The sequence below is a fragment of the Nonomuraea sp. NPDC003754 genome (genome assembly GCF_053605785.1).
On the sequence record NZ_JBSGJX010000003.1, the window covers coordinates 310,331 to 322,219 of the forward strand.

Sequence of the window (11,889 nt, forward strand, 5' to 3'; positions counted from 1 at the left end):
TCTTTCCCCTACATGGCCCCGACCCTTCGTTACATACTGTTGCTACGTGGGTACGAAGAGTAACGAAGGTATCTCATATGCGCCTCCTGCTCCGAGGCGCGCATCGGGGAGCACCATGAGCGAGCTGCCAGCCACGAGTCCCTACGCGGAGGTCGAATCAGCCCTTCGCGACGAGTTCGCGGGGATACACTCCGCGAGCACGGTCACCCGCTGCGTCGAGGCCGCGCATTACGGCGCACTCGAGGTCACCGGCTATGCCCACCCGGGTCTGGTCGAGCGGATCGCTCGCAAGCACCTTCACGTCCTGGCGCTCGTGGCGAGCGACCGGGGCTAGTCAAGATCGAGTTCTGTATCCGCGACGCGTAAGACAGTCGTGGTCTGGAGCGCTTTACCCAGCCACCTGGCTGGGTAATGTATACGGCGGGTGTAGTGGGAATGTGGTAGTGGAGGCGACAGTGCAGGTCAAGAAGGTCCTCACCTATGGTGGTATCGCATTCGTTGCGTACTACCTCTTCGCACGACCAACCGATGCGGCGGACGCGGTGCGTGGCGCGTTCGACACGGTGTTCAACGCGGCCGACTCTCTGGCCCAATTCTTCAACAGCCTCGCATGAGACTTGTGACCCACGGGGACTCTGCTCCGTCGTCGGTCAACCGCTACCTACTCCCCCACGAACACCAGGTCATCATGGTGCGGCGACACCCCGCCGTGCTGCTTCGTCCGGTCGCCGAGGTCTTCGGCGGCCTGATCATCGCTGGACTGCTCAGCAAGTTCTTCGGCGACCAGGGTGGCGGCACCGCCTTGGTGGTCGTGTGGTGGCTGTGGCTGCTGTTGCTCATCCGTTTCGTATGGAAAGTCGCGGAGTGGTCGGTCGACTACTTCGTGGTGACCTCGAAACGGATGTTGCTCACGACGGGCCTCATCACGCGCAAAGTCGCGATGATGCCGCTACAGAAGGTCACCGACATGAGCTTCCAGCGCTCCTTGCTCGGTCGCATGCTCGGTTACGGTGAGTTCATCCTCGAGTCAGCAGGTCAGGACCAGGCCCTGTCCACGGTCGAGTACATCCCGTATCCGGAGACCCTTTATCTCGAGGTCTGTCAGATGCTTTTCCCGAGCAAGGACGAAGGGGACGATTAACCCTCTGTGAAGAGATTTCTCGGGTGGGGATACCCGATTCGGTCGCTTCATGCAATCATTGCGACACATTGACCCTTCCCCGCCCTGAGAGATGAGATGCCGAGTCAGGGAACCATCGGTGACCGCGTCCGAGGACTGCGGCTAAACAGGCGGATGTCTCAGGCCCAGCTGGCCGGGCCCGACCTGTCGGACAGTTATGTCTCACTCATCGAGTCGGGTAAGCGAACACCGACTCCCGTAGTGGCCAGACTCCTGGCCGAGCGACTGGGATGCACCACCGAGTTCCTCCTGCACGGGATCGAACCTCGACAGCGCATCGACACCGAGCTCGGCCTCCGCCATGCCGAGCTGGAGTTGCGGCACGGCGACCCGAACGTGGCCGCCGAGCGCTTCACCGAGATCATCAAGGCCGCCGGCGAGGAGAACGCGATGCTCGCCGCGCACGCCAGACTCGGCAGAGCGCGCGCGCTCGAGGCGCAGGGCAGGCTCGGACCGGCTGTCGAGGCTTATGAGCGGCTGCGTAGGGAGGCTGCCGCTCATCCCGAACGCCTTGCCGACCTGCCGCTGGCCGTCGCGCTCGCACGCTGTTACCACCTGGCTGGCGACCGGCTGCGCGCACGCGACCTGGGCACCGCGGCGTTCGAGCACGCCACCAGGCTCGCCGTCACGCAGGGTGAGCTGGCGGTGGAGCTGGCCGCCGCGCTCGTGGAGACCCGCTCGGACCCGTCGCCTGAGCTCACCTACGTGCGGCAGGTGCTCGTCTCGACCGGGACACCTGAGATTGTGGACCGTTCCGCTGAGATCCACGCGCTGTGGAAGGCGAGCATCGTGGCCGCGGCCGGCGAAGACTCCGCGCTGGCCGTACGGCTGGCCGACGACGCCATCTCCGCAGGTCGCTCCGCCCGCCTGGCCGTCCGCCTCGGGCAGGTCTCGATGGCGTGGGCGCGCCTCGGGCTCGCCACGGCCGCGGAGGCGGAGGAGTTCGCCACGAACGCGAGCCGGATCCTGTCCGCCTTCGCCGACACGGTCGCCGACCACGCCGAAAGCATGATCGTGCACGGGCGCGTCCGGCTCCGGGCGGGTGACGCCGACGGCGCGAGCGAGCTCGGCACCAATGCGCTCAGCCTGCTCCGTAACGTTCCAGGAACGGTCCCAGCGGTCGCCCACCTGCTGCTGGCCGACGCCACGCTCGCGAGTGGCGGCGACGCGACCGAGCACCTCCGCTCGGCCCGGCTGCTCCTGGACGCGCTCCACGCTCCGCCGTACGGGATCGACAGGAGAGCGGCCAGATGCTGGCGCGAACTGGGCGACCTGTACGGCAGGGCCGGTCATCAGGACGAACAGACCGCGGCGTATCGTAGAGCCCTCGAAGCCGCAGGAGTTCGTTCCGCCATGGCCGGAGTGCGGGTGGACGCGCCACTTTCCCGCTGAAAAAGAACTCCGGGAGCTCCAGATTTGTGTTTTCACGTCTGGAATAATTAGGGTCGACCAGTCATTGACTCATAGGATGATTGGTTTCCCCGGAGGAGGCGGACTGTGAGTCTGCGTACGGCGCAGCGGGCCTCGCTCGTCGACCAGGTGATCGATCAGCTCAAAGAGCAGATCACCTCAGGGTCGTGGCAGATCAACGGCAAGATCCCCACGGAGACCGTGCTCGCCGAGCAGCTCGGAGTGGGGCGCAACACGGTTCGTGAGGCCGTGCGCGCGCTCACCCACGCCGGGCTGCTCGAGTGCCGGCAAGGCGACGGCACCTACGTCAGGGCGACCAACGAGCTGTCAGGAGCGATGCTGCGCCGGCTCAAGCAGGCCGAACAGCTGGAGATCCTCGAAGTCAGGCGCGCGCTCGAAGTCGAATCGGCGCGCCTGGCCGCCACCAGGCGCACCGACGACGACATCCGCATCATCGAGGCGCGCCTGGCCGACCGCGACAGGGCGTGGGAGGCCGGCAACCCCGAGGCGTTCGTCGAAGCCGACCTGTCCTTCCACAAGGCGGTCGTGGGCGCGACCCACAACCTGGTGCTGATCGACCTCTACGAGGACTTCTCGGCGGCGCTGCGGGCCAGCATCACGGCAGCGGGCACATCGATGGACGCGCTCAACTCCAGCTACATCCCCCACGACGCGATCGCCCGCGCCATCGCGGCAGGCGACGCCTCCGCGGCCGAACGCGCCGGCCACGCCTGCATGGAACACATCCTCATCGCCCTGACCGACGTCTGACCCCAGCTCCCTCTCCACCGACTCGCGGCTGGGATCGGCCGCCCATCTCCCGCACACGCAACTGCCTTCCGTATGGGTCACGGGACCGGCCGCTTTCCACGTGCGCCGCGGGTCTTGTCGGCGTGTCTCTCGCCCGCGCCACGAGGATGGCCGCCTTCCGCATCGGTGCGTGGAGCCGGTCGTCCTTCCTCCCGTACGGCAAGCCACACCACGGCCACCGCGGTCACTCGCTGGCCGCCCGTCTTTCACGCATACTCCAGCAGGACTCCGGCTGATCGCCGCTACGTCGCCCGTACAGCCGTCCCCTTGACCAGCCTCGCTCGGACGGACCGCCGCCCCCGCGGCCAACGTCGCCCGTACGGCTGTTCCTGTGGCCAACGCAGCCCGTACAGCCGCCCCCGTAGCCAGGCCGCCCATACAGCCGTCCCCGTGGCCAACGTCGCCCGTACGTACGGCCGTCCCCGTGGCCAACGTCGCCCGTACGTACGGCCGTCCCCGTGGCCAACGTCGCCCGTACGTACGGCCGTCCCCGCGGACGATGGCTGGGCGCCTGGGCCGCCGCGCTGGGCCGAAGCCGCCACGCCAACGAGCCCGGCGTCTGCCACCCCGGCCCCGCACGCTCGCCGGCCGTCTCCCTGGAGGGACGCCGACCCCGCACGGAGGGTGGGCTTGACCCGGCGTGCCGTACGGACCTGACGCCCTGGGTGCCGCCCTACGTGCCACACGGACGCAGACGGGCACCTCCGACTCGCCCCACGTGCCGCATGCCCCCGAACCCAGCGACGCCTCCTACGGGAACGTCAGCGCGAACCCGACGCCCGACACGCCGGACAGGCGCGGCCCGAGACCCGTGACAGTCCCGCGTGCCACACGGACGCGGCGGCCCGGACTCGCGTGCGTACCGAATCAGACCCAGCGCACCCGAGCGCGAGCGTGCAGGCCGACCGGGCGCCTGGTGCCTCCGTAGCCGCGGACCGGCCGGAACGTGGGTGGAGCGCAGAGCGGCCGGAACGTGGGTGGAGCACGGACCGGCCGGAACGCGGGTGGAGCACGGACCGGCCGGAACGCGGGTGGAGCACGGACCGGCCGGAACGTGGGTGGAGCGCGGACCGGCCGGTACGCGGGTGGAGGTACACCTGTGTCCGCGCGTGGGGCGACTGTCCGCGCGTGGGGCGACGCGGGGTGGTCAGACGAGGCGGAGGGACATGACGAGGTAGCGGAAGGCGGGGTCGGCGTCGCCCGGGACGTCGGTGATCATGGCGGGCCTGGTCGGCGACTCCATGTTGATGCGCGCGAACTCCGTCTCGATCCCGGTCAGCCCGTCGATCAGGAACTGCGACTGGAAGGCGATCTGGATGTCGTCGCCGCGCAGGTCGCACTCCACCACCTCGGCGCCGCGTCCGATGTCGCCGCCGCCCGCCTGGATGAGCACCTGGCCCTGCGTGAACGACAGCTTCATGCGGGTGTTGCGCTCCGCGACGAGCGCGACGCGCTTGATCGCCTCCACGAACGGGCCGACGCGCACGTCGGCGCGCAGCGGCCAGTCGGCCGTCAGGCGCGTGCGGTAGTCGATGAACTGCTCGTCCAGCAGGCGGACGGTGGTGCTGCGGCCGACGCTCTCGAAGCCCGCCACCCCGTCGCCCATCGCGATCGACACCTCGCCGCCGCGCAGCGACTTGGCCACCTCGACCAGCACCCTGGCGGGCACCATCGCCGAGATGTTGACGTCGGGCCGGACGGGACGCCAGGCGAATTCGCGGGCCGCGATGCGGTAGCGGTCGGTGGCGGCCATGGCCACGGAGTCGCCCGCGATGTCGACCCGGATGCCGGTCAGCATGGGCAGCGTGTCGTCGCGGCTGGCGGCGGGGGCCACCTGGCCGACGGCTCCGGCGAACACGCCACCGCCGACCGCGCCGATGGCGGGGGGCATCGTGGGCAGGGTGGGAAAGTCCTCGACCGGCATCGTCACGAGCCCGAACTCGGCGCTGCCGCAGGTCAGCACCGCCTCGGAGCCGTCGGTGACGATCTGGACCGGCTCCTGCGGCAGGCTGCGGCTGATCTCGGCGAGCAGCCTGCCAGGGATGAGGACCTGGCCCGGCTCGTCGATGTCGGCCTCGATGCGCGCTCGCGCGGAGACGTCGTAGTCGAAGGCGGACAGGGTCAGCTCGTCGCCCGCTTCGAGCAGCAGACCGGACAGCACGGGAGCGGAGGGGCGGGTGGGGAGGACTCGGGCCGCCCACGCCACCGCGTCAGCCAGCACATCGCGGTTAACCCGGAACTTCACCTGAGCCATCCCTTCGTCGCCGGTTTCTCACCAAACGTTAGCCGGTGGCACTGACAAACCGGACCGGTGCGAGATGATCCCACCGCAGCTCGGAGGCGGCCCCAGGGGTCAGCCGCGCTCGATGCGCCAGAGACCCCCAGCCCAGCCGCGTGAACGGCGCCGCCAGGCGCGACGGCCGGCGCCGGGCTACGCAAGGCCAGCTAGTGTCGGGCCGTGTTGGAGACGGCTGGCGCCGGGCCGAAGAAGGCTGGTCTCGGGCCGCGTTGGAGACGGCTGGCGCCGGGCCGAAGAAGGCTGGCCTCGGACCGGGCCGAAGAAGGCTGGCGCCAGGCCGCGTCGAAGATGGCTGGCGCCGGGCCGAAGAAGGCTGGCCTCGGGCCGCGCTGAAGACGGCTGGTGTCGGGCCGCGTTGAAGACGGCTGGCGCCGGGCCGAAGAAGGCTGGCCTCGGGCCGCGCTGAAGACGGCTAGCGGCGGGCCGCGTTGAGGTAGGCCAGGACGGCCAGCACTCGCCGGTTGTCGTCGTCGGAGGGGGCGAGGTCGAGCTTGGCGAAGATGGAGGCGGTGTGCTTGCCCACGGCGCTCTCGCTCAGGTAGAGCCGCTGGGCGATGGCGGCGTTCGACCGGCCCTCGGCCATCGCCCCCAGTACCTCCTTCTCGCGTGGTGTGAGCCTGCCGAGCGGCTCGTGCCTGGCCTTGCTGGCCAGCAGCTTGGCGATCACCTCGGGGTCCATCGCGGTGCCGCCCTCGGCGACCCTGCGTACGGCGTCGACGAACTGCTCGGCGTTGAACACCCTGTCCTTCAGCAGGTAGCCGACGCCGCCCGACCCGTCGGCCAGCAGCTCCCTGGCGTACAGCTGCTCGACGTGCTGCGACAGCACCAGGATGGGCAGGCCGGGGATCTGCTTGCGGGCGTCCAGCGCGGCCTGCAGGCCCTCGTCGGTGAAGGTGGGCGGCAGCCGTACGTCGACGATGGAGACGTCGGGCCGCAGCTCGATCAGCGACCGGTGGAGGGAAGGGCCGTCCTCGACGGCGGCGACGACGGTGAAGCCGTGGGCCTGGAGCAGGTGGACGAGGCCTTCCCTGAGCAGGTAGAGGTCCTCGGCGACCAGGACGCGGTTCACCATGCGCCGCGCCAGGGGCGTCTCGGGGTGGACTCGGCCATCCAGCGTTCCCTGTCGTGGCACATCGGCAGGTAGAGCGCCAGGCCGTACATCAGCGAGCCCAGCGCGATCATTCCGATGATCGTCGGCCACTGCCACGGCTCGTCCAGGTACAGCGCCAGGAACCACGACTTGATCTCGAGGTCGAGGGCCTTGAAGACGCCCGCGACCAGGCCCTGCGGGAACAGCGGGAGCCAGGCCAGGCCCCAGCACACGACCACGGTCGAGGTCTGCCACCACGGCATGCGGATCTTCGGCTTGCCGTACTCCTCGGGCAGGGCCAGCGGCACCGACAGGGCCACGGTGGTCGGGCCGCCCTCCGGGCTGGACACGGCGAGCACGCCGTCGAAGGCGGCGAGGCGGCGTTCGATGCCGTTCAGGCCGCTGCCGCGCGAGGCGTCGGCCCCGCCGCGCCCGTCGTCCCAGACCAGGACGTTGACGTCGCGTCCGGAGTGGCTGATGTCGACGGTGACGCGTTCGGCGCCGGAGTGCCTGGCCACGTTCGACAGCAGCTCGCTGATCGCGAAGTAGAGCGCGGTCTCGACCGGCGTCTGCAGCCGTACGGGGAGGTCGATCTGCACGTCCACCGCCAGCGGGCTGTCGAGGGCCAGCGCACGCACCGCGTCACCGAGCCCGCGTTCGGCCAGGACCGGCGGGTGGATGCCGCGCACCACCCGGCGCAGTTCGGCCAGCGCCTCCGCGGAGGCCTCCCGCGCCTTGGCCAGCAGCGCCACGGCCGCCGCCGGATCGTTCCTGACCAGTTCCTCGACCGCGCCGAGCGTCATGCCGAGCGCGACCAGCCGCGCCTGGGTGCCGTCGTGCAGGTCGCGTTCGATCCTGCGCATCTCGGCCGCCTGCGAGTCGACCGTCGTCGTGCGCGACTCCGCCAGCCGCCGCACCTGGCCCGCCAGCCGGCTCTTGGCCGTCGGCGCCAGCAGCAGCGCCGCCCACCGACCGTAGACGCGCTGCGCGGGTCCCGGCAGCGCCAGCAGCGGCAGCGCCAGTACCGCCTTCACCACCGGGTCGAGCAGCAGCCAGACGAAGTCCCGCCACGTGGCGGGGTCGCCGAACAGCCACTTCCAGCGGTTGCTCCACCTCGGCACCCGCGGCGACTTGTAGAGCGTGCGGTCGTGGCGGTACCAGCCGTCCGGTTGCGGCACGGGCGGGGGCGGCTCGGGGTGGTACGGCGCCTCGATGCCGGCCATCCTCCTGGTCAGCCCGGTCACGCGCCTGACGAGCATGACCGTGGGCGGGAAGCACGGAACCAGCCCCAGGGCGAACGCGCCGATCAGCGCGAGCATCGACAGCAACGCCACCGGCACCTCGACGGCGACCAGCGCGATCAACACCAGGCTTCTGCGGAGCATGCCCCCAGTCTGGGCGATCGGCAGCCTATGCACACTGCACCTAGCCCCACCCCTGTCGTGCATCCAGCCGCCTTACCGGCGGGCGCGCCGGTTCCTAGCGTCATGGACATGAAGGTCATCGAGGTCGCGAACCTCCGCAAACTCTATGGGGACCACGTGGCGGTGGACGACGTCTCGTTCGCCGTCGCCGAGGGTGAGATCTTCGGCGTGCTCGGTCCGAACGGCGCCGGCAAGACCACCACCGTCGAGTGCGTCGCGGGGCTGCGGACCCCCTCAGGCGGCACGATCAGGGTCGGCGGGCACGACCCCGTCGGCGACCGCGCCGCCGTCCGCCGCATTCTGGGTGTCCAGCTGCAGAGCGCCGCCCTGCCCGACAAGATCAAGGTATGGGAGGCGCTGGACCTCTTCGCGTCCTTCTATCCCGACCCGGCCGACTGGCGGGCGCTGCTCGACACGGTGGGCCTGTCCGCCAAGCGGAACACCCCCTTCGCCAAGCTGTCGGGCGGCCAGCGGCAGCGGCTGTCGGTCGCGCTGGCCCTGGTCGGCAGGCCGCGCGTGGCCGTGCTCGACGAGCTGACCACCGGGCTCGATCCGCAGGCCCGCAGGGACACCTGGGACCTGGTCGAGCGGGTCAGGGCGGACGGGGTCACGATCGTGCTGGTCACCCACTTCATGGAGGAGGCGGAGCGGCTCTGCGACAGGGTGGCGCTCATCTCCTCGGGCCGGGTCGTCGCCCTGGACACGCCGGACGCGCTCATCGGCGGGGCCGGGGCCGCGCAGCGGGTCAGGTTCCGGCCGTCGGCGCCGGTCGAGGAGGCGCTGCTGCTGGCCGTACCCGGGGTCACGGGGGTGGTCAGGAACGGCGAGCAGGTCACGGTCACCGGCTCGGGCGACCTGGCGCCGGCTGTCACGCTCGCGCTGGCGGAGCGCCGGATCGTCCCCGCCGACCTGCACATCGAGCGGGCGACGCTCGAGGACGCCTTCCTCTCGCTCACCGGAAGGAGCCTGACGTGAGCAAGATCCTGCTCGTCGAGGCCAAGCTGCACCTGCGCGACGGCGCGTCGCTGCTGTTCACGATCGCCCTGCCGCTGATGCTGCTGGCCTTCCTCGGCCGGGCCGCGGGTCCCGCCTTCCCGGCGCTGATGGTCATGCTGTCGGTGCTGACGCTGTCGTTCACCGTGCTGCCTACGGTGCTGGCCACCTACCGGCACCAGGGCGTGCTGCGCAGGATGTCGACGACGCCGGTCTCGCCCCTGCGCGTGCTGGCCGTCCAGCTGCTGATCAACCTGGTGGTCGCGGTGGTGGCCACCGGACTGCTGATGGCGTTCGGGCCGGGCCTGCCGCGCAACCTGCCCGGGTTCCTGCTGGTGTTCGTGCTCGGCACGGCGGCGCTGATGGCGATGGGGCTGGTGATCGCCTCCCTGGCGCCGAACGGCAAGGCCGCGCCGACCATCGGGTCCGCGGTGATGTTCCCGCTGATGTTCGTGTCGGGCATGTGGGTGCCGCGCGAGTACCTTCCCGAGGTCGTGCGGGTGATCGGCGACTACTCGGTGGCCGGGCCCTTCGCCCGCGCGCTGGGCGACACGTGGGTGGGACAGGCGCCCCACCTGCCCCACCTGCTGGTGATGGCGGTGGGGTTGGTGGTGTCCGGGGCGCTCGCGGTCAGGGTGTTCCGCTGGGAATGATCCCCCGCACGTTGGTCATCAGCGCGTAGAGCGAGGTGGAGGCGGTGATGAACAGCCAGTTGCCCTTGAGCCCGCCGAAGGTCAGGTTGGCGACCTTCTCGGGGATCGCCAGCCTGCCGATGAGCGTGCCGTCGGGGTCGAAGCAGAGCACGCCGCCGTCTCCCGCCGCCCAGATCCGGCCCGCGTCGTCGAGCCTGATGCCGTCGGAGGTGCCCTCGGCCAGCACCTTGCCGCCCGACAGGGTGCCGTCGGCGCGGACGTCGAAGACGCGCAGGTGCCTGCGGCGGGTGTCGACGACGTACAGCAGGCTCTCGTCGGGGCTGAACGCCAGGCCGTTCGGCCGCTCGAACCCGTCGGCCACCCGGGTCACCTCGCCGCTCACCGGGTCGACGCGGTAGACGTGGCAGCCGTCGATCTCCTGCTCGGCCCGGTGCCCCTCGTAGTCGCTGGTGATCCCGTACGGCGGGTCGGTGAACCAGACCGACCCGTCCGACTTGACGACCACGTCGTTGGGGCTGTTGAGGCGCCTGCCCTGCCACCGGTCGGCGAGGACGGTGATCGAACCGTCGTGCTCGGTGCGGGTGACCCTGCGGTTGCCCTGCTCGCAGGAGACGAGCCGGCCCTGCGCGTCGCGGGTGTTGCCGTTGACGTAGCCGGACGGCCGGCGGAAGGGCCCGACGTGGCCGGACTGCTCGTCCCAGCGCAGCATCCTGTCGTTCGGGATGTCGCTCCAGACCAGGTAGCGGCCTGCCGGGAAGTAGCAGGGTCCCTCGGCCCAGCGGGTGCCGGTGTGGAGGATCTCCATCCGCTCGTCGCCGCCGATGCCGGCGAAGCGCTCGTCGAGAACCTCGAACTTTGCCTGAATCGTGTTCACGGTCGGATCGTAGAAGATTGTCCGTTTAGGCTGGAGCGGTGCAGGTACTCGCGTACGTCAGCGACATCCACAGGGCCGTGACGCCATGACCGCGCCGTGGAACGCGAAGGAGCTGACGGTCGGCCAGCTGTCCCAGCGCAGCGGCGTGGCCGTCTCCGCCCTGCACTTCTACGAGGCCAAGGGCCTCATCTCCAGCCGCCGCACGGCGGGCAACCAGCGCCGCTACTCCCGCGACACCCTGCGCAGGGTCGCCTTCGTACGGCTGGCGCAGCGCATCGGCATCCCGCTGAAGACGATCAAGGACGCCCTGGCCGAGCTGCCCGAGGGGCGCACGCCGACCCGTGGCGACTGGGCCCGCCTGTCGGCCGCCTGGCGGACGGAGCTGGACGACCGCATCGAGCAGCTGCTGCGCCTGCGCGACGACCTCACCGACTGCATCGGCTGCGGGTGCCTGTCGCTCGACAGGTGCGTGCTGGCCAACCCGCGTGACGAGCTCGGCGAGGAGGGGCCGGGGGCCAGGCGCATCGACACCCACCTGCACCCCTTCCCCTGCACCCCGGCCAACGACTCCCCGCGGGAGGCCGGGCCCTCGGTGAACGGCTCCCCCCGGGAAGCAGGACCGGCGGCGGACGGCCCCCCGAGAGCGGCAGGACCGGCGGCGGACGGCTCCCCGCGGGAAGCGGGGCGGGGCGAGGTGGTCAGCGGCCTTCCGTCGGAGGCACGATCAGCGTCGGGCGCCGAGCGTGGTGGAGCACGTGGTTGCTGACGCTGCCGAGGAGCACCGAGCGCACGCCGCCGAGGCCGCGCGATCCGGTGACGACGAGCGAGGCGTCGATCTCGTCGGCGAGGTCGACGATGGCCTGCCAGATGGAGCTCTTGTCGGCCACCGCGCGGTAGGTGACGTCGGACAGGCCGGAGGCGACCGCCAGCTCGGCCCCCTCCTTGGCGCGCGCCACGGCCTGCGTCTGCGCTTCCTCGACGTTCTCGCCGGGGATCAGGGTGGCGGCTGCCGCGCCGTGCCGGGCGAGCTGCACGATGAGCGGCTCCCACACGGTGACGATCACGGTGGGCTCCGCGCTGAGATGCTTGGCGGCGAACTCGATCGCGTGCCGCGAGTCGGCCGAGCCGTCATAGGCGATGAGGTACGACATGGTTG

The 11,889-nt window shown here is 70.5% G+C and carries 12 protein-coding genes and 1 pseudogene; 8 read left to right on the forward strand and 5 right to left on the reverse strand.

Features of this window, described 5'->3' with window-relative positions; genetic code table 11:
• The first annotated feature begins 115 nt into the window (after positions 1-115).
• The 5 genes from ACWEVS_RS05915 to ACWEVS_RS05935 all read left to right on the forward strand — a co-directional run bounded on the left by ACWEVS_RS05915 (position 116) and on the right by ACWEVS_RS05935 (position 3,361).
• Positions 116-334, forward strand: a complete 219-nt coding sequence (locus tag ACWEVS_RS05915; RefSeq protein WP_354919134.1) for a hypothetical protein — start codon at positions 116-118, stop codon at positions 332-334.
• A 121-nt stretch (positions 335-455) separates the two neighbouring features.
• Complete coding sequence (locus tag ACWEVS_RS05920) at positions 456-614, forward strand: hypothetical protein (RefSeq protein WP_354919137.1); 159 nt, start codon at positions 456-458, stop codon at positions 612-614.
• Positions 611-1,141, forward strand: a complete 531-nt coding sequence (locus ACWEVS_RS05925) for a PH domain-containing protein (protein WP_192778731.1) — start codon at positions 611-613, stop codon at positions 1,139-1,141. The genes ACWEVS_RS05920 and ACWEVS_RS05925 overlap by 4 nt, the downstream gene beginning before the upstream one ends.
• Before the next feature lie 96 nt (positions 1,142-1,237).
• Entirely contained in the window at positions 1,238-2,572 is a 1,335-nt protein-coding gene (locus ACWEVS_RS05930) for a helix-turn-helix domain-containing protein (protein ID WP_449915950.1), read from the forward strand.
• 105 nt (positions 2,573-2,677) lie between these two features.
• Positions 2,678-3,361 carry a FadR/GntR family transcriptional regulator gene (locus tag ACWEVS_RS05935; protein ID WP_354919144.1) on the forward strand — a complete coding sequence of 228 codons (684 nt, stop codon included), beginning with the start codon at positions 2,678-2,680 and terminating at the stop codon, positions 3,359-3,361.
• A 1,186-nt stretch (positions 3,362-4,547) separates the two neighbouring features.
• Here the strand turns inward: ACWEVS_RS05935 and dnaN are convergent.
• From dnaN to ACWEVS_RS05950, 3 genes are all read right to left on the reverse strand, one after another.
• Positions 4,548-5,645, reverse strand: coding sequence for a DNA polymerase III subunit beta (gene dnaN / locus ACWEVS_RS05940; protein WP_452550163.1), 1,098 nt, complete (start codon positions 5,643-5,645; stop codon positions 4,548-4,550).
• A 466-nt stretch (positions 5,646-6,111) separates the two neighbouring features.
• Positions 6,112-6,771, reverse strand: coding sequence for a response regulator transcription factor (locus ACWEVS_RS05945; protein ID WP_449915953.1), 660 nt, complete (start codon positions 6,769-6,771; stop codon positions 6,112-6,114).
• On the reverse strand, positions 6,765-8,174 hold the full coding sequence (locus tag ACWEVS_RS05950; RefSeq protein WP_452413148.1) for a sensor histidine kinase: 1,410 nt from the start codon (positions 8,172-8,174) through the stop codon (positions 6,765-6,767). Before ACWEVS_RS05950 ends, ACWEVS_RS05945 begins: the two co-directional genes overlap by 7 nt.
• Positions 8,175-8,282: 108 nt before the next feature.
• Between ACWEVS_RS05950 and ACWEVS_RS05955 the strand changes: the two genes are divergently transcribed.
• Positions 8,283-9,188 (forward strand): ABC transporter ATP-binding protein, encoded by a 906-nt coding sequence (locus ACWEVS_RS05955; protein WP_452413149.1) that lies wholly within the window; start codon positions 8,283-8,285, stop codon positions 9,186-9,188.
• On the forward strand, positions 9,185-9,859 hold the full coding sequence (locus ACWEVS_RS05960) for an ABC transporter permease (protein ID WP_452550165.1): 675 nt from the start codon (positions 9,185-9,187) through the stop codon (positions 9,857-9,859). Before ACWEVS_RS05955 ends, ACWEVS_RS05960 begins: the two co-directional genes overlap by 4 nt.
• On the opposite strand, the gene ACWEVS_RS05965 is transcribed toward ACWEVS_RS05960, so the two are convergent.
• Entirely contained in the window at positions 9,837-10,733 is an 897-nt protein-coding gene (locus ACWEVS_RS05965) for an SMP-30/gluconolactonase/LRE family protein (RefSeq protein ID WP_452550167.1), read from the reverse strand. The two genes, ACWEVS_RS05960 and ACWEVS_RS05965, sit on opposite strands and share 23 nt — an antisense overlap.
• Positions 10,734-10,818: 85 nt before the next feature.
• Here ACWEVS_RS05965 and soxR point away from each other — a divergent pair.
• Positions 10,819-11,259: pseudogene (gene soxR, locus ACWEVS_RS05970) on the forward strand (redox-sensitive transcriptional activator SoxR); the annotation flags it as partial.
• 172 nt (positions 11,260-11,431) lie between these two features.
• Here the strand turns inward: soxR and ACWEVS_RS05975 are convergent.
• Complete coding sequence (locus ACWEVS_RS05975; RefSeq protein ID WP_449915963.1) at positions 11,432-11,884, reverse strand: universal stress protein; 453 nt, start codon at positions 11,882-11,884, stop codon at positions 11,432-11,434.
• Positions 11,885-11,889: the final 5 nt, after the last annotated feature.